Below are 19,990 nucleotides of genomic sequence, written 5' to 3' on the forward strand. Positions count from 1 at the left end.
GCCCGTGGCCGAACTTGAGGGCATGGTCCCCGACGGCGTCCGGCAGCTGATGGAGGAGCTGCGCCAGGCGGAGTCGTCCCTGGAATCGGCCGCCGCCGAACTGTGGGGACTCCTGCGCGGCGCCTGGCTGCCGCCCGGCCCGTCGAACACGGTCCGCCACGTCGCCTCCTGGGCCGGCGGCCGGATCCCCGACGTCAAGCGGCGCCTCCTCCTGCTGGAACGCCTGGAGCAGGCCCGCCCCGACCTGTTCGCCGGCGGCGGTCCGGTCACGGTCGACGCGTCACTGTTCGCCCCCGGCGCCCGGCTGCCGACCATGGGCGGGTTCTGGGATCAGGTACAGCAGCAGATCCAGGCCACCTTCGACCTCGACCAGAACAGCGGCCGGCCGGAGGTCGAGATGGCCAAGGGCGCCGTCGAAGGACTGGGCGGGATGCTGGGGCTGGCGGGCCGGCACAACACCGTGCGGCTGGTGTTCGACTTCAGCGGCTGGCAACGCGACACCGAGGCGCTGGTGTCGGACGTGGTATCCGGTGTCATCGACCAGCCGCTGGAAGTCGGCAAGGCACTCCTCGACTGGGACACCTGGGCGGAGAACCCGGCCCGCGCCTTCGGCCACCTCATCCCCGACATCCTCACCGGCCTGGCATCCGGAGGCGCGGGCACCGCGGCCACCCGCACCACGAGCACCGCGGCCAAGGTGGCCGCGAAGGGCGGTTGGACCGGCAAGGGCTGGACACTGTCTCCCGAGGCCAACGCCGTGGCGGACCAGTTCCTCGCCAGGCTGCGGCAGGCGGAGAAGGGCATCTCCCGGGACATGCGGGCGGCGGGACGTGAGATCGGCGCGGACATGGAAGGGTTCCCGACTTTCACCCTGAAATCCGCCGACCGACTCAAGGAAAAGCTGGCCAAGGATATCCAGGACGAAGCGAACACTCCTGTCTCAGCGCTTGTGAATGACATCCATGACGGTATCCGCTACACGTTCACTTTCTCCGAGGACCGATACGCAGCCGGTGTGGCACGCGGCCGGGAGATGCTGGAGCGCCAAGGCTACGAGTTGCTCGTACAGAAGTCGTCCTGGGGAGACAAACCTGGCGGCTACCGGGGCGTGAACACCCGATGGCGAGATCCGGTGAGTGGCGAGATCTTCGAGGTGCAGTTCCACACACCGGCAAGCTGGCATGCCAAGCAGGTCACTCACAGCGCCTACGAGGATCTCGGTGAGCGGGATATCACCCGGGAGGACAGAGCACGCCTGCATCGGCACCAAGCGGAAGTATTCGAGAAGGTGCCCGTACCACCCGGAGCAGAGGACATCCCTTCCTACAGAAAGGCCGACAAACCCTGATGGACGAGAGCGTTCAGTACTACGCGATAGTCACCATGCTCGGCCCACGCGATGTGGCCAACCCGGGCGGGCTGGCGCGGCGGCGCGTCCAAGCCGACGGCACTGAGGTGGACGAGGTGCTGTGGCGTGATCTCCACTGGCACTCCACGAACAGGATCCGCGAGTGGGAGATGGGGGAAGCCTCCGGGGATCTGGTCGAGATCAGCGAGGACCAAGCGGCGCAGGTCATCGCAGCGTTCGAGAGGAAATTCGGCCCAAAAGGCCGATGACCTTGGCTGACGCGGCCGTGGCCTTCGGGGAAGGGGAGTTGGACGCGGCCGGCCTGCACGAGGTCTTCCTGGCCTCCCCCGTCTACTGCGAAGCCCCGGAGACGCCTGGTGTCCGCGTCAGGCTGGTGGACGGCAGGAGGCTGGTGCCCGTCTTCACGTCGCTCGCGGCGTTCGAAGGGTTCACCGACCATCGGGCGTGGTTCCGTACCACCGGGGAAGACCTGCTCGCCCAGCTTCCGCCCGGGCTTCAGATCGTCCTCGACCCCGGCAGCCCGCGCGCGCTCAGGCTCGGCGGGGGATCATGAGTGGATGGTCAAGAACGTAGCCCTGCTGCTGGCCGGGCTTCTCGCCGGGGTGGCGATCATGGTCGCCGGCCACTGGCCTCAGACGGAGGTCGTGTACCGGAGCGAGCAGCCGCCGAGCGTGACGTACGACGACGGTTCGACGCATCACCTGGGCCTGATCCGCAGGGGGTCGGTGTTCGGGGACGCGACGCACCTGCTGGTCGTCGGCCGGGATCCGGGTCTCGGGTACGGCCACTGGGTGAACGTGCACACCCCTTTCCTCGCCCCGGGCAAGGAGGTCGAGGAGACGGAGTGGACGGCCGAGGGGGTTCGGGTGCGGTTCGCGGGCGGGCACGAGCTGTTCGTCCCGGCCCGCCACTTCCAGAACGGCCGATGATCAGAAGAGCGTGAGCGGCTCGACGGGTTCGGGGTCCGGCAGTGGCTCCACCTGCGGAAGCTCGGCGCGTACCGCGTCGTGGAAGCGCCGGGCGAGCGTCAGGGCCTCGGCGTTGTCCGGGGTGTGCACGAACACCGTCGGCGAGCGGCCCTCACGCAGCCATTCCGTCACCACGCCGACCCAGTGGGCCCAGCCCTCGACCGTGCGGGTGACGTCGTCGCGGCCCAGGTAGCGCACGATCGGCCGGTCGGTGAGCGCCGCCGACCGGCGCGGCACCCGCGGCTTCTTCGTCCAGGCGTCACGCTCGGCGTCGCTGGTCGGCGGGCTGTCGAAGAGCGTGACCGTGTCGAACGGCACCCATTCGGCGCCGGCCCGCCCCAGCACGCCCTCCAGCGCCCGGATGGCCCGCGCGTCCTCGAAGAACGCGCGGTGCCGCACCTCCACGGCATAGCGGTACGCGGGCGGCAGCCCGTGCAGGAACCCGGCCAGCGTCCCCAGGTCGCCCGGCCCGAAGGAGCCAGGCAATTGGATCCACAGGGCGTGCGCCCTCGGCCCGAGCGGCTCGATCGCGTGCAGGAACTCCCGCAGCGGCTCCTCGGCCCCCGAGAGCCGCCGCTCGTGCGTGATCGTCTTGGGCAGCTTCACCACGAACCGGAAGCCGGGGTCCGTCTGGGCCGCCCATGACTCGACCGTGCCCCTGGCCGGTGTCGCGTAGAACGTCGTGTTGCCCTCGACCGCGTTGCACCAGGTGGCGTAGGCGCGCAACCGCTCGGCGGGCGGGAGCGGGTGCGGCAGGAACCGGCCCTGCCACGGCCCGTGCGTCCACATCGCGCATCCCACATGAAGCCGCATCCGCCCACGCTACAACGTGACGACGATGCGGCCCCGGGCCGTGCCCTCGGTCAGGTAGCGGAGCGCGGAAGCGGTCTCGGCCAGCGGGAACGCGCGGTCGATGACCGGGGTGATCCGGCCCGTCTCCAGCAGTTCGGCGAGCACGGCCATCGACTCCTTCCTGGGCGGCGTGGCCCGGGTCGGCTTCGGCAGCTGGCGCAGGAAGAGGGACTGGGCCATCAGCTTGACCATGCGCGGGACGCTGCCCAGCACCGGGTGGCCGGTGGCGCCGTAGTGGTCATGGCCGATGAGGACGTACGTGCCGTCGGGGGTGAGCGCGCGGCGGCAGGCGGCGAACGAGTGGTTGCCCGGGATGTCGAAGACGAGGTCGTAGCGGGTGCCGAGCCGGGTGAAGTCCTCCTTCGTGTAGTCGATCACGTGGTCGGCGCCGAGCTCTCGCGCCAGGTCGAGCTTGGACGTGTGCTCGACGCCGGTCACCGTCGCGCCGCGTGCCTTGGCGATCTGCACGGCGAGCCCGCCCACGCCGCCGGCCGCGCCGTTGACCAGCACGTTCCGCAGCGGGCCCGTCGGCAGGTTCATCAGGGTGATGAGCCCGGCTGTGGGCACGGTCGCGGCCTGTTCGAAGCTCACGTTGCCGGGCTTCGGCGACAGGTTGTCCTGCGGTACGGAGACGTACTCGGCGAAGGCGCCGCCGTTCTTCCACTGCATCGCGCGCAGGGTCTCGCCGAACACCTCGTCGCCCGGCCGGAACCGCGTCGCGTTCGCGCCCGTCGACTCGACCACGCCGGCCATGTCCGTGCCCGGGACGCGGACCTTCGGCCGGCGCAGCCCGGAGCCCATGAGACGCAGGACGTAGGGCTTCCCGCTGACGACGTGCCACACATCGGGGTGCACGGAGGCGGCGCGGACGCGGACCAAGACCTCGTCGTCCTTGACCTCCGGCAGGGGTACATCACGTAATTTCAGGACATTTAACGACCCGTAGGCTTCCTGCACGATTGCCCTCATGCCGTCATTCTGTGTCGGCGACACCCCCGGCGCGTCCGTCAGGCGTACGGAAGGCGCGGACCGCAGCCCGTCGGCGTGGCGACGCAGCTCCCGGCGCCTGACCCATGAGCCAGGGCGACCGGGGACGTTCTGAGTGGTCAGGCCGGGGAGGGCCGGGTGGAGCGGAGTGCCGCTTCGACGATGCGGATGGCCTCGGTCGGGTCGATGCCGACGCTGGCGACCACGGCGGCGTAGTCGGCGGCGGCGCGGCGGGCGCGTTCGCGGCCCTCCTCGCCGGCGGCCGACACGAACGACCCGGCCCGCCCGCGGGTCTCGATCAGCCCGGCCTCCTCCAGCTCTCGGTAGGCCCGGCCCACCGTGTTGACGGCCAGGCCGAGGCTGGCCGCGAGGTGGCGGATGGTCGGCAGCCGGGAGCCGACGGGCAGGGTGCGATCCTGGATCTGCCCGGCGAGCTGGGCGCGTAGTTGCTCGTACGGGGGGACGGGTGAGGCCGCGTCGATGAGGATCATCGGAAGCTCATCACCCGCCGGGCCACCGTAACGCTCGGCGGCGTCCGCTTGGTGATGGCGACGAGCATGGCCAGCCCGAGGAGCACGAATGCGATCGACGCGACGTTCCACCAGAGCGGCGCGGTGCCGAAGAGCAGCACCACGGGCAGTGACCAGGGCACGCTCGGCATGGTGACCTCACGGGCGTCCTCGACCCGCATGATGACGTCGGCGGTCAGCGAGGCCTCGTCCTCGGCGACGATCGGGCGGACCAGCAGGTCGCGCAGCTGCCGGGCGACACCGGCGGCTGCTCCGGCGACGCCGATCAGCACGATCAGGGCCGCTTGCCGCACGGTGGCGTCCTGGACGGCCAGCGCGCTCAGCGCGAGCAGCGTCGCACCGCCGAACATGACGACGGTGAACGCGGCGCGCGGCCGGCCGAGCAGGGCCCGCCAGCCGGGCCGGGCCAGGTGGGCGGTCCGGCGGGGCAGGGCGGCGCCGGCCCGCCGGTCGACCCTGCGCACCCACTGGTCGAGCAGCACCTGCACGAGCAGCATCACCGCCACCAGGCCGATCAGCATCAGCAGCGGGGTCGAGGCGGGCGGCTGGAACCCGCCGAACGCGGACGTGGACAGCCGGTTGTAGGTGTGGATGAGCGCGGCCCCGATGAACAGGCCGGCCAGCAGGACCTGGTCGGCGAGCCGGGCCCGGCGGCGGACCGCGAGCCGCGCGGCGAGCAGCGGCGTCGGCCGGACGCCGGGCAGCCCGTGGCAGGACAGCCATTCCTCCGCCAGGCGCAGGTCCTTCGGCCGCGGGGGCGGCCCGGCTCCGGGGAACGCGTCGGTCGACATGGTCACTCCTTTTTGTCGCAAGCTTTGTATTAACAGAATGCGTCATAGCTTGCGACAAAGCAACCCCCGGCCCGAGCAAGGCCGAGGGGTCGCGTCGTCACGTCGTCAGTCGGAGCTGGGACGTGGGCGGAAGATCTGCCACAGGTACCAGAGCACCGCCTTCCCCTTGCCGCCACCCTGACACCTCGACAACGATCTTCAAAGCCGGAAACTTTCATGTCACTAGGCATTGATGAAGAGAACCTTCGGCGCTATGTTCCGATCAAGCGACCCCCCTCATACCTCCGGAGAGGTACGCATGTCCGCACCCCGGCCGATGATCATCGCCTTACTGGTCGGCCTCGCGGCCGTCCTGTTCCCGCAGGCCGCCTCCGCGCGGGAAACCACCGCCATGGCCTCCCACAAGAGCCCCTTCAACTGCGGAAAGACCTTCTACGCCAACAACTGGACGCCCACCCACAACCCGTCGGGCTCCATCGACTGGCAGACCTACGGCGGCGACGCCGTCAACGGCGAGACCGTGCGCGCCACCGCCGCCGGCACCGCCTCCTTCCACAACGCCGGCAGCACCAGCTACGGCCAGTGGGTGGAGATCCGGCACAGCGACGGCACCAGGACCCGCTACGCCCACCTCGCCACCATGGTGCGCGCGGCCGGCGGCTCCATGAGCGTCAGCCAGGGCACCGCCATCGGCACCGTCGGCGCCACGGGCGGCACCAACGCCCCGCACCTGCACTACGAGCAGCGCACCTCCACCGGCGCCATGGACACCAGCCCCACCGTCGACGGCGTCACCATCTCCCTCGGCCAGAAGAAGGCCGTCACCAGCACCAACTCCTGCGGCGGCAGCAGCAACCCCTACACCCCCGCCGAGGTCTGCGGCAGCGGGTACGGCGTCATCGACTCCGCCGCGCTCACCGGCGGCCGCGTCTACCTGCTCTACAACTCCGGCAACGGCTACAACTGCGTCGTGACCCTGAAGACGTCGGGCGTCGGCACGGCGTCGTCGATGTCGGCCTTCCTGGAGCCGCAAGGGGCGAGCCGGACGACCGACTCCGGCAGCTACGGCTACTACGCCGGCCCGGTCAAGCGCTCGGCCCCCGGCCAGTGCGTCAAGTGGGGCGGCTCGATCGGCAGCAGTTCCTACACCAGCCCCTTCGAACACTGCGGCAGCTGACCGCATTTCCACGTCCGCCTGCGGGCCACGGCCTCCGTCCGCAGGCGGCGACCTTTCCCGGGCATCGCTTGACGGCGAATTCCGGAGAATCGCCGGGCGGACATGCATTTTCCGCCCGGCGACCGCCGTCATCGCCTTTCACTCAGCGCATGGTGACCCGGTCTCCCTGAGGCGCCGGGACCGGCGTGTTCTTCGCGATATAGGAAGCCAGCGCTCCCCGGTCGTCGGGACCACCCCGGTAGACGGCGGTGCTCCCTTCCCATCTCGGCCAGCCCTGGCCCCCACCGACCAGGACGTAGTTCGCCGCGATCTTGAGCACCTGCGTGTCGGCCACCGGCGCCCCGTTCAGCGTGAGCTCGGTGACCGCGCCGCCCTCCAGCGTGTAACGGAGCGAGGCCGAGGGCGTGAGCACCCACCCGACGGGGTTGGGATGCGCCAGCACCCGCTTGAGCTCCGCGCCGGTGACCGTGTAGACGTCCACGTGCAGGCCGGCGGGCTGTAGGTCGAACAACTCCTGGTACGTGACCGACCCCGCATCCAGCCCCGTCCAGAACCCGTACCTGTTGACCAGGGCGGCCTCGGCTCCGGAGACGGCCTGGACCGCGTCGAGATAGGCGTCGGCCACCAGTTCCACCACCGGTCCGCCGCTCCTGGTCAGCCCGACGGGCTCGGCGGCCTCGCCGAAGGTCGCGCCCTCCGGCGGGTCACCGCACTCAAAGTAGTACAGGGTGTTGGAGGTGAGTCCGCCGGGCTGCGCGAGCTCGACCTGGACCGAGGTCCGGCCGGTCTCCGCATCCCAGGCGAGCGTCTCCAGCACGGTGGTGTACGTGCCGTCATGGCTCCCCGGCACCTTGACGCTCTTCCACTTCCCGGCACCGGCGAGGCGGTAGCGGATGAGCTGCCCGCCGGGGGGAAGCCCTTCGAAGGTGCCATGGACCTTGAAGGTCAGCGGGCACTTCGACGCGGTGGTCCGCTCGAAGAAGATGGTGACCTTCTCCACCGTTTCCGCCGCGAACTCGGAAACGGCCGTTCTCGGGGTGGCGTGCACCGCCGGGACAAAGGCGCCGGACGACAACAGTATTGCGGCCGCCAGCCCCACGATTCGACGCCCGGTTCTCGTTGGTAACCCCACAGTATTCCTTTCTGGGAGCGAATAACGGAATGACCGTGCCTAGGCGGGTCAGACGTTAACCAGATCGACCGACATTTCCGGAAAAAGCAGATGGTGCACGAAAATCCGCGACATCCCGTACGGTCTGCGGCATGACCACGCAAGATCGGGAGGCGCGCGGCGGGGGCCGGTTGTCGTGGCGGCGCGGGCGGGTGCCGGCGGTGGTCGCCGTGACGGTGGCCGTGCTGATGGCGTTCCCCGGCGTGCTGCCCAACACGGTGGGCCGGCTGGGCAGCATGCTGGAGACCTTCCTGCCCTGGGCCGGCCTGGCCGTGCCGGTGCTGCTCGTCCTGGCGCTGCTGCGCCGCTCGGCCGTCGCGCTGGTGGCGCTGGTGCTCCCGTCGGCGGTGTGGGCCGGCGTCTTCGGCGCCCGGCTGTTGCCCGCCGGGCAGGCAGCGGCGCACGACCTGACCGTGCTCCAGCACAACGTGAACGACGAGAACCCCGACCCGGAAGGCACCGCCCGCGCCCTCGCCGGGGCCGGAGCCGACCTGATCGCCCTGGAGGAGCTGACGCCCGGGGCCCTGCGCGGCTACCAGGCCGCCCTCGCGCCCGATCACCCGTACCACGCGGTCGTCGGCAGCGTCGGGCTCTGGTCCAGATACCCCCTCGCGGACCCCGGGCCGGTGGACATCAGACCGGCCGAGGTCGAAGGAGACTGGAACCGGGGGCTGCGGGCGATCGTGCGGACCCCGTACGGAGACCTGGCCGCGTACGTCGCCCACCTGCCGTCGGTCCGGATCCGGCTGCCTGACGGCTTCGCCTCGGCCTGGCGCGACGAGAGCGCCGCCAAGCTGGGCGCCGCGCTCGCGGCGGAGAAACTGGACCGGATCGTCCTGATGGGCGACCTCAACAGCACCCTCGACGACCGCGGCCTGGCCCCGGTCGCCGCGCGGCTGACCCCGGCGGACGAGGGGTTCGGCTTCACCTGGCCCGCCGCCTTCCCCATGGCCAGGATCGACCACGTCATGACCCGGGCGGCGGCGCCCGTCACCACCTGGACCCTGCCCGCCACCGGCAGCGACCACCTGCCGGTGATGGCCCGGATCAAGCTCTGATCAGTCCAGGACGCGCGCGTGCAGGGCGCGCAGCACCGCGTTCGTCCGGTCCCGCGCCCCGAGCTTGAGCAGCACGGCCGAGACGTGGTTCTTGACCGTGCCCTCGGCCAGGAACAGCGCCCGCGCGATCTCGCGGTTGCTGTATCCCTCCGCGACCAGCCGCAGCACCTCCAGCTCACGCTCGGTGAGCTGCTGGATCTCCGGCAGGTCGGCCTCCTCCGGCGGCCGGCGGCGGTCCACCGCGCGCAGCAGCCGATCGGTGATCGACGGCGAGATCAGCGTCCCGCCGCCGGCCAGGACGCGGATGGCCCGGGTCAGCCGGTCGAGCGTCACGTCCTTCAGCAGGTAGCCGCCCGCCCCGGCGCGCATCGCGTCCAGCACGAGGGTGTCGCTGTCGAACGTGGTCAGCACGAGCACCGGCGGCGCCTCGCCCGCCCGTTCGCGCAGCGCGTCCAGGGTCCAGATGCCGTCGTGGCGCGGCATCCGCAGGTCGAGCAGGACGACGTCGGGGGCGTGCGCCTCGATCGCCGCCAGCGCGGACATGCCGTCGTCGGCCTCCCCCACCACCTCGATGTCGTCCGTCAGGTCCAGCAGGCTGCGGATGCCCTGCCGTACCAAGGTCTGGTCGTCGACCACGAGCACCCGGATCATCGGGCGGGCACCGTGGCCGTCACCCGGAACCCGTCGCCGCCGTCGAGCCGGACGTCGCCGCCGATGGCGTCGATGCGTTCGAGCAGGCCGCGCAGGCCGTTGCCGAGCCGCAGCTCGGGGCTGCCGCGGCCGTCGTCGACAGAGGTGAGCTTGACGGCCCGGTCCGGCGTGTTCTCGATGCTGATGCGCAGCGAGGTCGCGCCGGCGTGCCGGATCGTGTTGGTGACGATCTCCTGGACGGCGCGGATCAGCGCCAGCGACACCTCCTCGGGCGGGCGCACGTCGTCGTCGATCCACAGGTGGACGTCCAGCCCGGGGATGTCGCGGACCACGGCGCTCAGGGACGCGCGCAGGTCGGGCGCGTCGGCGCGGAGCTGCCCGACGGTCGTGCGCACGTCGCGCAGCAGGTTGCGCGCCACCTGGTCGGCGCGCTCGACGTGCGGGCGGGCGCCGGGGCCGTCGTGGTGCCTGGCGACCTCCAGCTCCAGGGTGAGCGCGGTGAGCTGGTGTCCCATGAGATCGTGCAGCTCGCGGGCGATGCGCAGGCGCTCGTGCGCGCGGGCCGAGTCGGCCAGGATGACGGTCGCCGCCCGCAGCTCCACGTGCGCCTCGGCCAGCTCGCGGCGCAGCCGCTGCTCACGGATGATCGCCATCGAGCTGAGCAGCGCCGCCGCCTGGATCAGCAGGTAGAGCAGCGCGGTGAGGCCGATCCCGGTCCAGGTGGTGCCGGCGAGGTGGGCGGTCACGGCGATGACGGCGGTGTTGAGCGCGATCACCACCGGGCTCACCCACCCGGGCGCGACGTAGGCGCCCATGGTCGCGGTGATGACCAGCAGGATCGGCAGCCACCCGGCCGTGGGCGCCGACAGCACCGCCAGCCAGCCCAGCACGACCGACGTGCCGTAGCAGACTCGCGCCGCGTCCCGCCGGTGGTCCTCCCAGACCGCCGCGGCCACCGTCGTGATCATCAGGGCGATGAACAGCGCGCTCCACACGACCCGGGGGACCCACGTGTCGGTCACGCCCAGCAACGTCGGGGTGCCGACCCCCGCGCACACCAGCAGCATCGCCAGACCGGCCCACACATCCGGCTCGATTCGCCGCATACCGCCACTGTAATGAGGTTTCCCTGCACGCCGAGGGTGCCGAAAGTCATGGGCGCGCATGCTGACCATCGGCACAGGCGCCCGGCGTGCCCCTCTTCCTACCGTCTGAGGCATGCCACCCACACCTGCCGTCGAAGCCGAACGGCTGCACAAGCGCTACCGCGCCACCGTCGCCGTGGACGACATCAGCCTGACCGTCGGCACCGGGGAGATCTTCGGCGTACTCGGCCGGAACGGCGCGGGCAAGACGACCACCGTGGAGCTGATCGCCGGGGTGCGGCGGCCGGACCGCGGCACCGTCCGCGTGCTCGGCCTGGACGTCCGGCGCGACCGCGCCCGGCTGCGCCAGGTGCTCGGCGTCCAGCTCCAGGACGCCACCCTGCACGGCGCGCTGACCGTCACCGAACTGGTCCGCCTGTACGCGACCTTCTACCGCGACCCGGCGCCGGCCGGCGAGCTGATCGAGTCGGTCGGCCTGACCGCCTCCGGCCGCACCCGCTTCGAGAACCTTTCCGGCGGTCAACAGCAGCGGCTGTCGATCGCACTGGCCCTCATCGGACGGCCGCGGGTGGTGATCCTCGACGAGCTCACCACCGGGCTCGACCCCGAGGCGCGCCGCCAGATGTGGGCCACCGTCGAACGGCTGCGCGACACCGGCGTCACCATCCTGCTCGTCAGTCACGCCATGGAGGAGGTCGAGCGGCTGTGCGACCGGGTCGCGCTGCTCGACGCGGGCCGGGTGGTCGCCCTCGACTCGCCCGAGGGGCTGATCGAGCAGGCCGGGTTCGTCCAGCGGGTCACGTTCCGCGCGGCGACTCCCGTACCGGAAGGGCTGCTGGAGGGGCTCGGCGAGGTGGAGCGCGTGCGCGCGGACGGCGGCCGGGTGGTCGTGGAGGGCCGCGGCGACCTGCTGCAGGCCGTCAGCGTCGCGCTCGTACGGGCCGGCGTCGTCGCCACGGAGACCCGCAGCGAGCAGGCCCGCCTGGACGACGCGTTCCTCGCCCTGACCGGGCGCCGGCTCGACCCCGAGGAGGAGACCCGATGACGGACGTCCAGGTGTACCGCCCAGGCCTGCGGGCCTTCGCCGAGATGCTGGTCTGCGAGCTCAAGATGGTCGCCCGCGACACCGCCGGGCTGATCGTGCCGATCGGCCTGCCCATGCTCATCCTGGTGGTGAACGCCTCGTCGGCCGGCGACCAGGTCGTCGCGCACGGCCGCACCGCGCTCGACGTGTTCGTGCTCCCCCTGGTGTTCACCATGGTCGTGGCCACGACCGGCGTCATCAACATGCCGAGCTTCCTGGCCTACTACCGGCGCAGCGGCATCCTGCGCCGGCTCGGCGTCACGCCCGTCTCGCCCTTGCTCGTGCTGGTCGCCCAGGCCGCCGTGGGGATGCTGCAGATCGCCGTGGGCGTCGCGGCGGCCTGGGGGCTGGCGGCGCTGGCGTTCGGGGCCAACCCACCGGTCCGCGTGGGCGTCGCGCTCGGCGTGCTGGCGCTGACCGTGACCGCCATGTACGCCGTGGGCATGATCGTCGCCGCCCTGTCGCCGACCCCGAACTCCTCCGTCGCGATCGGCCTGACCGTCTTCTTCCTCATGGGGGCGGCGGGCGGCATGTTCGGCGGGGTGGCCGGCCTGCCGGAGGCGGTGGCGACGGTCGGGGGGTGGCTCCCGTTCGGCGCCGGGCTCCAGGCCCTGTCGGCGGCTTGGGTGGGCGCGCCCGTGGCGGCGGCCCACCTGGTGAGCCTGGTCGTGACCGTGGTGGCCGGCACGGTGATCGCGGTGGCGTTCTTCCGCTGGGACTGACAGTCCGCCCACCCCACCCGCCCCGCCCCTTCCCGGACCACCCACGGCGACATCCGCGTCGGCGAGATCGACGGCACCGCGGTGATCAGGAACTCGCACGGCGAGACCCACCTCCAGGAGATCACCGGCGAGCTGCGGCTGACCGCGGCCCACGGCGACGTCACCGTCGACCGCGCCCTGGCCGGGGTCGTCGCCAAGACCGCGTACGGAAGCCTGCGGATCGGCGAGGTGGCCTCCGGCTCGATCGTCATGGAGACCACCGGCGGCGGGCTGGAGCTCGGCGTCCGCGAGGGCAGCGCGGCCTGGCTGGACGTCAGCTCGCGGTACGGCACCGTCGACGTCGGCCTCGACCCCAGCGACGGCCCCGCCGAGTCCGACGGCGCCGTCAAGGTGCGGGCGCACACCGCCCACGGCGACATCGTCATCCACCGGTCCTGACCAGCGGCTTCACCGCGGCGTGAGCGGACATACCGCCGCCATACCGGAGATCCCTACGCTCCTGGGCACTACGTGATCACCGATGGGCGGGGCGCGGTCATCGCGCCCCGCCCATTCGACACCGAAGGACGGCCCGCCATGCGGAACATCTCCCGGTTCAAGAAGCTCGCCACGGTCATCGGGGTTTCGGCGTCCCTCGCCGCGCTGGCCCCCGCTCCCGCGCTCGCCGCCGCCGCGAGCGGCTGCTCCGCCACCACCTGGGGAAAGCTCACCACGTCGGGCGGCTACGTCAGCTACAACATCCGCCAGTGCGGCAGCTCCACCAAGGCGTGGGGAAGCGTGGTGGACACCAAGAGCGACGTCTGGACGGCCGTGGTCGAGGTCGACTTCTACGCGGACGGCAAGGCGGTCGACGGCGGTTACAAGGAAGCGGGCAGGAAGAAGGGCAGCAAGACCTTCTCGTACTCCTCCGGCCGCGTCGACATCGACAAGGTCCGCGTCCGGGCCCGGCGCTGCCTCCCGTCCACCATCGTGTGCAACAACACCAAGACCAAGACGGTCAACTACTGAGCCGCCGCGCCCTCGGGTGACGACGCGGGTCCCGTCGGCCGCGGGGGCGCGGATCGGACAACCGGCCGGACTCTCCGCCGTCGCGTCCGGCCGGACCCGCGCGGGCCCCTCCGCCGCACCGGGGTGGCCCGCGCGTCGTACCCGGCCCAGCGAAGCAGGACGATGAGCAGGCCGGTGAGCATGGTGACCGCTCCGGAGCCCCAGACCATCAGGATGACCAGTTCCTGAACTTCCCGGTCACCGAGGACGGCGGGCCGGGTGTCGACCCAGTTCGACGCGTGGACGCCCTGCACGAGGACGATCAGCCCGAAGGCGATCGTGACCGCGCCCAGGACATAGCCGGGCGTACGCGTCCGCGATCGCTTCATGATGACCACGAAACCGATCACCAGCGCGGTGAGGACCGAGCTGAACTGGCCCAGCACCAGGGCCGTCAGCGCGTCGAGCCGCGCGTGCTCGAAGCCGGTCTCCTGCCGCGGCCACGCGAACGGCACGAAGAGGACGCCGCAGAGAAAACCGACCGCCACCAACCGGATCATCGCCACCCGGCCATGATGCTGGACGGTTCCGCGAATCGCAGCCGTCGGTGTCCAGTTGAAGCCACAATTCCGGATTTAATCCCCTATTTCCGTCGGCGGCCCGGCGGGGAGCCCTGGGCGATGCCCTCGCCACACCGCGCAGATCAAGACACTACTGTGCAGGACAGGACCGATCATCGGCATCGCGGTCATCCCGCAGGGCGCACCGCGGCAGAGGGGGCACGAGACGATGCAGGCGGCAGAGTTCACGCGTGCGGTGGCCGCGGCCAGGGCGACCGCCTCGTCGCTCGGCCTGACAGCCGACGACGCGGTCGTGCTCCACGACTCCAGCAAGCTCACCCTGCGCCTGCTGCCCTGCGACGTCCTCGCCCGGGTGGCCCCGGCGGGAGATCGGAGCCTGCCGTTCGAGATCGAGGTCGCCCGGGCCCTCGCCGAAGCCGGGTGCCCGGTGGCCGCACTCGACCCCCGGGCGAAGCCCCGCGTCCACGAGCGCGACGGCTTCACGATCACGCTGTGGACCTACTACGAACCCGTGCCGCCTCACGAGGTCCCACCGGCCGACTACGCCCGGGCGCTCGCGCGGCTGCATGCCGGCATGCGCGCGGTCGACGTCCCGACGCCGCGCTTCACCGATCGGGCCGCCGAGGCCCAGCACTTCGTGGCGAGCCGCGACCGCACCCCGGACCTGTCCGAAGCCGACCGGATCCTGCTCGGCGACACGTTACGGAGCATGAAACACAAGATCAGCGCGTACGGCGGCGCCGAACAACTCCTGCACGGCGAGCCCCACGCCGGCAACCTGCTCACCACGGCGGACGGGCTGCTGTTCATCGACTTCGAGACCTGTTGCCGCGGCCCCGTCGAGTTCGACCTCGCCCACGCCCCGGAGGAGGTCGGCCGCCACTACCCGGGGGCCGATCAGGAGCTGCTGCGCCTGTGCCGGATCCTCATGCTGGCGATCGTCACCACCTGGCGCTGGAACCGGGACGACCAGCTCCCCGACGGACGCCGCCTGGCCCGCGAGTGGCTCACCGAGCTCCGCGCGGCACTCGACCGTCCTTGAGATCCGGCTTCCCGGGGGTCACTTGGTGGGGTCGGACGCGTACTGGGGAGGTCCGGCGGGACGGTAGGTCTGCAGGATGATCCCCTTGGGAAAGGCCCGGGACTCGACCAGGTCGAGCGCCAGGTCCGGGCCGTTGTCGGGGAACAACCGGTCGCCCTGCCCGACGATCACCGGTGCCACGAGCAGGGTGAGCTCGTCCAGGAGGTCGTTCGCGAGGAGCCAGCGGATCAGGCTGCCGCTGCCGTGCACCTGGATCTCGCCGTCCGACCGGGCCTTCAGCTCGCCGACCGCCGTCGCGAGGTCGCCGGTGAGCACGGTCGTGCCGGCCCAGGCAGGGTCGGTGAGCGTGGTGGAGGCGACGTACTTCGGCCGGTTGTTCAGTGCGTTGGAGATCGGGTTGTCGCCCTGGCCGGAGCCCCAGGTGCCGGTCCCCCACGACCAGAGGAACATGTCGTAGGTGCGCCGGCCGAACAGGAACGCGTCGGCTCGCTGGTAGTAGTCGCCGAGGTACGCCATCGACTCCTCGTCGAACAGCGGCCTGGCCCACCCGCCTCGCTCCATGCCCGGGTCGAAGTCGGGGTGGCGTCCGCCGTTCGACTGGTGGACGCCGTCGACGGACACCTGGATGTTGGCCTTCAGTTTCACCGTTCCTCATTTCCGCTGGACATGGATGCGGTCGTTCAAGATCCTTCTCGTGGTACGTGACGCGTCCGGGGAAGCAGGAACCCCGCGGCGACGAGCCAGATCAGCGACCCGAACCGCCCGATCGGGATGAGGATCTGCAGCGGCTCGAACACCATCGTCAGGAAGCTCAGCTCCGCCAGCACCGCCAGGACGAGCCCGGCCCACGCGAACCAGGCCGGGACCAACCGCAGGAGCAGGGCCGGGACGGCGATCCCGGCGACCAGCAGGCCCAGCCCGAGGACATGCGCGAACCCGCCGGCGGCGAAGCTCACGTAGGAGAAGGCGTGGGTGAGCTCCGGGTTCGCGCTGACCACGTCCTGGCTCTGCGTCCAGGTGACGATCGCGGACACGGCGAGCAGGATCGCCGCGGCGGTCCCGCCGAACAGGCCGATGCCGGGGCCGGGGACGCGGATGCCGAGCCGCTGCTGCCGCGCGTGGACGGTGGCGGCGTAGATGCCGAGCGGGATCGACGACCCCAGCTGCAGCATCGCCGCCACCCGGACGGCGAATCCGTGATCGGCGAAGAACCCGGCGACGCTGTCGGTGTCGCCGAACGGGGACGTGATGACGCCACCGCCGGAGAGCGCCGCCATCGAGATCAGGCTGCCGACCAGCAGTCCGAGGGACACCAGGCCGAGGATGCCGGGGTTGGGACCGCCGACCGCACTGGCCGGGGCGGCGGTGTGGGTGCTCATCACGTGCTCCTTTCGTTCATAGGCGCTATAATACATAGGCTGAATCATTCATCAAGTGAACTAAATGGATCGCATGAACACTCGCCGCCCCCGCCGCATCGCCTTCCTGCTCGCCCAGCTCGGCTCCGACGCCTCAGCCGCCTTCGAGCAGGCAGTCGCCTCACTCGGCATCACCGCTTCCGAGGCGGGTTTGCTCCGCCTGATCGGCCGCAACCCGGGCCTCAGCCAGAAGGCGGCGAGCGAGCACCTCGGCGTCGGGCCGAGCCGGGTCGTCGCGGTCCTGGATCGCCTCGAACGCCGTGGGCACATCGAGCGCCGCCGCAGCGCCACCGACCGCCGCTACCACGAGGTCCACCTCACCGCCGACGGCGAACGACTCCTCGCCGCGCTGCGCCCCCTGGCCGAATCCCATGAGGCGGCCTTCACCCAGGGCATCGACGAGGCCGACCTGGACCGGCTCGCCGCCTACCTGGAGGCCGTCGCCGCCTCGCGCCGGCTGAGCCGCGACGTCCACCGCGACACCGGCGACCGGCGCTGAACACGGCGATCGCCGGCCCGCCATAGGCCGGGCACGGGATCGCGTCTTAGGAGGCGACCCGAGGAGACCCGTTTGAACAACGAGCAAAGACGCGACTTCGCCGATTTCGTGTCGGCGCGGTCGGACACCCTGATCAGGCTCGCCTACGTCCTCACCGGCGACCAGCACGCGGCCGAGGACCTACTCCAGACCGCGCTGACCAAGACCGCGGGCCGCTGGAGCAAGATCCGCGCCAACCCCGAGGCGTATGTCCGGAAGGTCATGTACCACGAACAGGTCAGCCGCTGGCGAAGTCCCCGCTGGGGCAGGGAGAAGGCGGTGGAGTCGCCCCCTGAGCGGACGACCGGCGACCGCACGGCCGAGGTGGACGACCGCCTCGCCCTCCAGCAGGCCCTGCGCACCCTGCCGCCGCGCAAGCGCGCCGTGCTGGTGCTGCGCTACTACGAGGACCTGCCGGAATCCGAGGTCGCCAAGATCATGGGCTGCTCGGTGGGAACCGTGCGCAGCCAGACCCATCACGCCGTCGCCCGGCTCCGCGAGCTGGTCAGCGACCCCGTCATGCAGGAGGCCTGGAGATGAGCGTCGACGAGAAGACGATCGCCGCCGAACTACGGCGGCTGGCGGACGCCTCCCGCCCCGTGAACGCGCAGGCCATGGCGGCCCGCGCCGTCGCGAGATCCAGACGCCGCCGCCTGGGCTGGTCGCTGGCCGCCGGCGCGCTCGCCACCGCCGCCGTCGTCGGGGCGCTGGTCGTGGTGCCCACCGCCCGGAACACCGCGGACCCCACGGCGAGCGGCCCCACCGCCCTGCCGGAGAACACCTCCGAGCAGCTCCAGGCCGTACGGGACTGCATGCCGCTGGGCGGACCGGTGGACGGCATGAACCCCCGCGAGCGATACCCGCGAGACGCCGACGCCGAGGACTTCCGCGAGCTGGTGGTGCACCGCGACGCCGTCGGCTCGACCGCGCTCGTCGGCAGCGAGGCCGGCTTCGTCCTCTGCACCCCGCAGAAGTACGAGGAGGCGTTCCCCAGCACCCCCGTCTTCACCCCGTGGGGGCTCGCCCTGCCCGGCGCTCTCGACGCGGGCCTCTCCGGTCCGCTGACCGTGGACGCGCACACGATGACCACCGACTCCCACGCCATGTCCGACGACGACCAGACCGGCGGCGGCTACCGTGTCGTGGTCGGCCGGGTGGCGCAGGAGGTGACCCGCGTCGAGATCGACTGGGCGGACGGCAGAACCACGGACGCCGCGGTGGCCGACGGCTTCTTCGTCGGACGGGTGCCGGCCCGGCAGAAGGCCGACGGCAAGCACCTGGACACCCCGTCCCCGACGGTGACGGCGTACGACGGGTCGGGCCAGGTCATCAGCCGGAAGGCGGGAGTCCTCTTCGCCCCGCTCGGCCCCAAGCACGCCGAAGCGAGCTGACCACGCTGCGCCGCGACGGCTGACGGCCGGAAATCCGGTCGACAGGGCAAGCCCGAGTGCACTGTGATGGTCCGGGCCGCCCGCCGGAGGGTGCGGGCCGATCACAGGAGTCGCTCTTTGGTGACCGGGAGAACCGCGGGCACCCGCCCCGCGATCCCTGCCGAACTGGTCAGGAAGCTGGTCGACACCCAGTTTCCCCAGTGGGCGGCGCTGCCTCTCGAACTGCTCGACCCGGCCGGCTCGGATCATGTGATCTACCGGCTGGGCGGGCAGTTGACCGTCCGGCTGCCCCGCCACGAAGGCGCCATCGGACAGGCCCGGAAGGAGCTCGAATGGCTGCCCCGGCTCGCGCCGCGGCTGCCCCTGGCCATCCCGGTACCGGTAGGAGTGGGTGAGCCCGGCTTCGGCTACCCGTGGCGGTGGGCGGTGTCCCGCTGGCTGGAGGGCGAGGTGGCGACCGTCGAGGCGCTGGCCGACTCGTCGGAGGCCGCCGTCCGGCTGGCGGGGTTCCTCGCCGCCCTGCAGCGGTTCAGCCCCGAGGACGTACATGCCCTGCGGTCCCGCGCGGACCTCGCCGACCAGCCGCTGGCCGCCAGGGACCGCGCCACGCGGGCCGCCATCGCCCAGGTCGGCGACGTGTTCGACGCCGCGGCCATGACCGGACTGTGGGACGCCGCCCTGACCGCCCCGGCCTGGGATGGCCCTCCGGTCTGGTTCCACGGCGACTTCCACACGGGCAACCTGCTGACCGTCGACGGCCGGCTCAGCGCGGTCATCGACTTCGGCGGCCTCGGCATCGGCGATCCGGCCTGCGATCTGACCATCGCCTACACGCTGATGTCGCCCGGCAGCCGGGCCGCCTTCCGCGCCGCGCTCGACGTGGACGACGCCACCTGGATCCGAGGCCGCGGCTGGGCCCTCGCCACCGGACTGAACGCCTACACCGCCTACGCCGCCGTCAACCCGAGGATCGCCGCGCAGACCACCCGTCAGATCACCGAGGCCCTCGTCGGGTAGACCGAGATCTCACTCCTCGGCGGGGGAGCCGGGCATCCCGGGCCCCGGCACGGCATGGACCTGGGCCAGGTCGGTGACCTGTCCGCAGTGGTCGCACGTGGCCTGTTCGGCGATGGCTCCACCACAGGCGGTGTGCCGGTACAAGATGGGCGGCCCGTCGGGCGCCGCCCACCGGTCCCCCCACTGCGACAGCGTGATGATCACCGGTGCCAGGTCCAGGCCCTTCTGGGTCACCGCGTAGCCCGGCCGATCAGGATGCTCCGCGCCGGACCGCCGCTCGAGGATGCCCGACTCGACGAGGCTGTCGAGCCGTTTCGCCAGAACGTTGGTCGCGATGCCCAGCCGCTGGAAGTCGGCGAAGCGGGTCGCGCCCGCGAACAGCGCGTCCCGCACGATCAGCAGGCTCCACCGCTCGCCGATGACCTCGAGCGCCCTGGCGGCGGAGCACACCTGCGTGTCATAGGTCCTGCCCAACAAGACATCCACCTCCCTTTGGCCCTTGCATCAAGCAAGCATAGCCCATGAGCCGGCGGCATCGCAGGACTCCGGA

The 19,990-nt window shown here is 71.4% G+C and carries 26 protein-coding genes; 15 read left to right on the top strand and 11 right to left on the bottom strand.

The window, feature by feature from the left end:
• The first annotated feature begins 4 nt into the window (after positions 1–4).
• The 4 genes from ACGFI7_RS35265 to ACGFI7_RS35280 are packed head-to-tail and all read left to right on the top strand — an operon-like array spanning position 5 to position 2,298.
• Positions 5–1,348, top strand: coding sequence for a hypothetical protein (locus ACGFI7_RS35265; protein WP_393412421.1), 1,344 nt, complete (start codon positions 5–7; stop codon positions 1,346–1,348).
• On the top strand, positions 1,348–1,617 hold the full coding sequence (locus ACGFI7_RS35270) for a hypothetical protein (protein ID WP_393412423.1): 270 nt from the start codon (positions 1,348–1,350) through the stop codon (positions 1,615–1,617). The genes ACGFI7_RS35265 and ACGFI7_RS35270 overlap by 1 nt, the downstream gene beginning before the upstream one ends.
• Positions 1,614–1,922 carry an SseB family protein gene (locus ACGFI7_RS35275; protein WP_393412425.1) on the top strand — a complete coding sequence of 103 codons (309 nt, stop codon included), beginning with the start codon at positions 1,614–1,616 and terminating at the stop codon, positions 1,920–1,922. The genes ACGFI7_RS35270 and ACGFI7_RS35275 overlap by 4 nt, the downstream gene beginning before the upstream one ends.
• Before the next feature lie 4 nt (positions 1,923–1,926).
• Positions 1,927–2,298 (top strand): hypothetical protein, encoded by a 372-nt coding sequence (locus tag ACGFI7_RS35280; RefSeq protein ID WP_393412427.1) that lies wholly within the window; start codon positions 1,927–1,929, stop codon positions 2,296–2,298.
• On the opposite strand, the gene ACGFI7_RS35285 is transcribed toward ACGFI7_RS35280, so the two are convergent.
• From ACGFI7_RS35285 to ACGFI7_RS35300, 4 genes are all read right to left on the bottom strand, one after another.
• Positions 2,299–3,150 (bottom strand): DUF72 domain-containing protein, encoded by an 852-nt coding sequence (locus ACGFI7_RS35285; RefSeq protein ID WP_393412429.1) that lies wholly within the window; start codon positions 3,148–3,150, stop codon positions 2,299–2,301.
• A 9-nt stretch (positions 3,151–3,159) separates the two neighbouring features.
• On the bottom strand, positions 3,160–4,158 hold the full coding sequence (locus ACGFI7_RS35290; RefSeq protein ID WP_393412431.1) for an NAD(P)-dependent alcohol dehydrogenase: 999 nt from the start codon (positions 4,156–4,158) through the stop codon (positions 3,160–3,162).
• A 137-nt stretch (positions 4,159–4,295) separates the two neighbouring features.
• Complete coding sequence (locus tag ACGFI7_RS35295; RefSeq protein WP_393412433.1) at positions 4,296–4,667, bottom strand: GntR family transcriptional regulator; 372 nt, start codon at positions 4,665–4,667, stop codon at positions 4,296–4,298.
• Positions 4,664–5,497 carry a hypothetical protein gene (locus ACGFI7_RS35300; protein WP_393412435.1) on the bottom strand — a complete coding sequence of 278 codons (834 nt, stop codon included), beginning with the start codon at positions 5,495–5,497 and terminating at the stop codon, positions 4,664–4,666. The genes ACGFI7_RS35295 and ACGFI7_RS35300 overlap by 4 nt, the downstream gene beginning before the upstream one ends.
• Before the next feature lie 298 nt (positions 5,498–5,795).
• Here ACGFI7_RS35300 and ACGFI7_RS35305 point away from each other — a divergent pair, with 298 nt between their 5' ends.
• Positions 5,796–6,674, top strand: coding sequence for a M23 family metallopeptidase (locus ACGFI7_RS35305; RefSeq protein ID WP_393412437.1), 879 nt, complete (start codon positions 5,796–5,798; stop codon positions 6,672–6,674).
• A gap of 142 nt (positions 6,675–6,816) precedes the next feature.
• Here the strand turns inward: ACGFI7_RS35305 and ACGFI7_RS35310 are convergent, their stop codons facing one another.
• Entirely contained in the window at positions 6,817–7,674 is an 858-nt protein-coding gene (locus tag ACGFI7_RS35310) for a 5'-nucleotidase C-terminal domain-containing protein (protein WP_393412439.1), read from the bottom strand.
• A gap of 263 nt (positions 7,675–7,937) precedes the next feature.
• Between ACGFI7_RS35310 and ACGFI7_RS35315 the strand changes: the two genes are divergently transcribed.
• Entirely contained in the window at positions 7,938–8,903 is a 966-nt protein-coding gene (locus ACGFI7_RS35315; protein WP_393412441.1) for an endonuclease/exonuclease/phosphatase family protein, read from the top strand.
• Here ACGFI7_RS35315 and ACGFI7_RS35320 read toward each other — a convergent pair whose 3' ends face one another.
• Together ACGFI7_RS35320 and ACGFI7_RS35325 are read right to left on the bottom strand one after the other, a co-directional pair.
• Positions 8,904–9,554, bottom strand: coding sequence for a response regulator (locus ACGFI7_RS35320; RefSeq protein WP_393412443.1), 651 nt, complete (start codon positions 9,552–9,554; stop codon positions 8,904–8,906). It lies immediately after the preceding gene.
• On the bottom strand, positions 9,551–10,660 hold the full coding sequence (locus ACGFI7_RS35325) for a sensor histidine kinase (protein WP_393412445.1): 1,110 nt from the start codon (positions 10,658–10,660) through the stop codon (positions 9,551–9,553). Before ACGFI7_RS35325 ends, ACGFI7_RS35320 begins: the two co-directional genes overlap by 4 nt.
• Positions 10,661–10,772: 112 nt before the next feature.
• Between ACGFI7_RS35325 and ACGFI7_RS35330 the strand changes: the two genes are divergently transcribed.
• The 4 genes from ACGFI7_RS35330 to ACGFI7_RS35345 all read left to right on the top strand — a co-directional run bounded on the left by ACGFI7_RS35330 (position 10,773) and on the right by ACGFI7_RS35345 (position 13,474).
• Positions 10,773–11,705, top strand: coding sequence for an ABC transporter ATP-binding protein (locus ACGFI7_RS35330; RefSeq protein ID WP_393412447.1), 933 nt, complete (start codon positions 10,773–10,775; stop codon positions 11,703–11,705).
• Positions 11,702–12,466, top strand: a complete 765-nt coding sequence (locus ACGFI7_RS35335) for an ABC transporter permease (protein WP_393412449.1) — start codon at positions 11,702–11,704, stop codon at positions 12,464–12,466. Before ACGFI7_RS35330 ends, ACGFI7_RS35335 begins: the two co-directional genes overlap by 4 nt.
• A gap of 81 nt (positions 12,467–12,547) precedes the next feature.
• Positions 12,548–12,904: a hypothetical protein gene (locus ACGFI7_RS35340; protein ID WP_393412451.1), complete on the top strand. Its 357-nt coding sequence runs from the start codon at positions 12,548–12,550 to the stop codon at positions 12,902–12,904.
• A gap of 138 nt (positions 12,905–13,042) precedes the next feature.
• Positions 13,043–13,474, top strand: coding sequence for a hypothetical protein (locus ACGFI7_RS35345; RefSeq protein ID WP_393412453.1), 432 nt, complete (start codon positions 13,043–13,045; stop codon positions 13,472–13,474).
• On the opposite strand, the gene ACGFI7_RS35350 is transcribed toward ACGFI7_RS35345, so the two are convergent.
• Positions 13,468–14,019 carry a hypothetical protein gene (locus ACGFI7_RS35350; RefSeq protein ID WP_393412455.1) on the bottom strand — a complete coding sequence of 184 codons (552 nt, stop codon included), beginning with the start codon at positions 14,017–14,019 and terminating at the stop codon, positions 13,468–13,470. The two genes, ACGFI7_RS35345 and ACGFI7_RS35350, sit on opposite strands and share 7 nt — an antisense overlap.
• A gap of 223 nt (positions 14,020–14,242) precedes the next feature.
• Between ACGFI7_RS35350 and ACGFI7_RS35355 the strand changes: the two genes are divergently transcribed.
• Positions 14,243–15,076, top strand: a complete 834-nt coding sequence (locus ACGFI7_RS35355) for a phosphotransferase enzyme family protein (RefSeq protein WP_393412457.1) — start codon at positions 14,243–14,245, stop codon at positions 15,074–15,076.
• An 18-nt stretch (positions 15,077–15,094) separates the two neighbouring features.
• Here ACGFI7_RS35355 and ACGFI7_RS35360 read toward each other — a convergent pair whose 3' ends face one another.
• Together ACGFI7_RS35360 and ACGFI7_RS35365 are read right to left on the bottom strand one after the other, a co-directional pair.
• Positions 15,095–15,721: a dihydrofolate reductase family protein gene (locus ACGFI7_RS35360; protein WP_393412459.1), complete on the bottom strand. Its 627-nt coding sequence runs from the start codon at positions 15,719–15,721 to the stop codon at positions 15,095–15,097.
• A 35-nt stretch (positions 15,722–15,756) separates the two neighbouring features.
• A complete protein-coding gene (locus ACGFI7_RS35365; RefSeq protein ID WP_393412461.1) occupies positions 15,757–16,455 on the bottom strand; it encodes a hypothetical protein in 699 nt (232 codons plus the stop codon).
• A 73-nt stretch (positions 16,456–16,528) separates the two neighbouring features.
• Between ACGFI7_RS35365 and ACGFI7_RS35370 the strand changes: the two genes are divergently transcribed.
• The 4 genes from ACGFI7_RS35370 to ACGFI7_RS35385 all read left to right on the top strand — a co-directional run bounded on the left by ACGFI7_RS35370 (position 16,529) and on the right by ACGFI7_RS35385 (position 19,440).
• The gene (locus ACGFI7_RS35370; protein ID WP_393412463.1) at positions 16,529–16,993 is read left to right on the top strand and encodes a MarR family winged helix-turn-helix transcriptional regulator; all 465 of its coding nucleotides are present in this window, start codon (positions 16,529–16,531) and stop codon (positions 16,991–16,993) included.
• Positions 16,994–17,065: 72 nt separating this feature from the next.
• Positions 17,066–17,572 (top strand): SigE family RNA polymerase sigma factor, encoded by a 507-nt coding sequence (locus ACGFI7_RS35375; protein ID WP_393412465.1) that lies wholly within the window; start codon positions 17,066–17,068, stop codon positions 17,570–17,572.
• The gene (locus tag ACGFI7_RS35380) at positions 17,569–18,423 is read left to right on the top strand and encodes a hypothetical protein (protein WP_393412467.1); all 855 of its coding nucleotides are present in this window, start codon (positions 17,569–17,571) and stop codon (positions 18,421–18,423) included. The genes ACGFI7_RS35375 and ACGFI7_RS35380 overlap by 4 nt, the downstream gene beginning before the upstream one ends.
• Before the next feature lie 120 nt (positions 18,424–18,543).
• Entirely contained in the window at positions 18,544–19,440 is an 897-nt protein-coding gene (locus ACGFI7_RS35385; RefSeq protein WP_393412469.1) for an aminoglycoside phosphotransferase family protein, read from the top strand.
• 9 nt (positions 19,441–19,449) lie between these two features.
• Here the strand turns inward: ACGFI7_RS35385 and ACGFI7_RS35390 are convergent, their stop codons facing one another.
• On the bottom strand, positions 19,450–19,914 hold the full coding sequence (locus tag ACGFI7_RS35390; RefSeq protein ID WP_393412470.1) for a winged helix-turn-helix transcriptional regulator: 465 nt from the start codon (positions 19,912–19,914) through the stop codon (positions 19,450–19,452).
• Positions 19,915–19,990: the final 76 nt, after the last annotated feature.

The sequence above is a fragment of the Nonomuraea sp. NPDC048826 genome, from assembly GCF_043198225.1.
GTDB lineage: Bacteria > Actinomycetota > Actinomycetes > Streptosporangiales > Streptosporangiaceae > Nonomuraea.

Bases quoted from the DNA above. Each gene is read 5' to 3' on its own strand.
- ACGFI7_RS35270 (WP_393412423.1), top strand. From the start codon at position 1,348: ATGGACGAGAGCGTTCAGTACTACGCGATAGTCACCATGCTCGGCCCA.
- ACGFI7_RS35275 (WP_393412425.1), top strand. From the start codon at position 1,614: ATGACCTTGGCTGACGCGGCCGTGGCCTTCGGGGAAGGGGAGTTGGAC.
- ACGFI7_RS35280 (WP_393412427.1), top strand. From the start codon at position 1,927: ATGGTCAAGAACGTAGCCCTGCTGCTGGCCGGGCTTCTCGCCGGGGTG.
- ACGFI7_RS35285 (WP_393412429.1), bottom strand. From the start codon at position 3,150: ATGCGGCTTCATGTGGGATGCGCGATGTGGACGCACGGGCCGTGGCAG.
- ACGFI7_RS35290 (WP_393412431.1), bottom strand. From the start codon at position 4,158: ATGAGGGCAATCGTGCAGGAAGCCTACGGGTCGTTAAATGTCCTGAAA.
- ACGFI7_RS35295 (WP_393412433.1), bottom strand. From the start codon at position 4,667: ATGATCCTCATCGACGCGGCCTCACCCGTCCCCCCGTACGAGCAACTA.
- ACGFI7_RS35300 (WP_393412435.1), bottom strand. From the start codon at position 5,497: ATGTCGACCGACGCGTTCCCCGGAGCCGGGCCGCCCCCGCGGCCGAAG.
- ACGFI7_RS35305 (WP_393412437.1), top strand. From the start codon at position 5,796: ATGTCCGCACCCCGGCCGATGATCATCGCCTTACTGGTCGGCCTCGCG.
- ACGFI7_RS35315 (WP_393412441.1), top strand. From the start codon at position 7,938: ATGACCACGCAAGATCGGGAGGCGCGCGGCGGGGGCCGGTTGTCGTGG.
- ACGFI7_RS35320 (WP_393412443.1), bottom strand. From the start codon at position 9,554: ATGATCCGGGTGCTCGTGGTCGACGACCAGACCTTGGTACGGCAGGGC.
- ACGFI7_RS35325 (WP_393412445.1), bottom strand. From the start codon at position 10,660: ATGCGGCGAATCGAGCCGGATGTGTGGGCCGGTCTGGCGATGCTGCTG.
- ACGFI7_RS35330 (WP_393412447.1), top strand. From the start codon at position 10,773: ATGCCACCCACACCTGCCGTCGAAGCCGAACGGCTGCACAAGCGCTAC.
- ACGFI7_RS35335 (WP_393412449.1), top strand. From the start codon at position 11,702: ATGACGGACGTCCAGGTGTACCGCCCAGGCCTGCGGGCCTTCGCCGAG.
- ACGFI7_RS35345 (WP_393412453.1), top strand. From the start codon at position 13,043: ATGCGGAACATCTCCCGGTTCAAGAAGCTCGCCACGGTCATCGGGGTT.
- ACGFI7_RS35355 (WP_393412457.1), top strand. From the start codon at position 14,243: ATGCAGGCGGCAGAGTTCACGCGTGCGGTGGCCGCGGCCAGGGCGACC.
- ACGFI7_RS35365 (WP_393412461.1), bottom strand. From the start codon at position 16,455: ATGAGCACCCACACCGCCGCCCCGGCCAGTGCGGTCGGCGGTCCCAAC.
- ACGFI7_RS35370 (WP_393412463.1), top strand. From the start codon at position 16,529: ATGAACACTCGCCGCCCCCGCCGCATCGCCTTCCTGCTCGCCCAGCTC.
- ACGFI7_RS35380 (WP_393412467.1), top strand. From the start codon at position 17,569: ATGAGCGTCGACGAGAAGACGATCGCCGCCGAACTACGGCGGCTGGCG.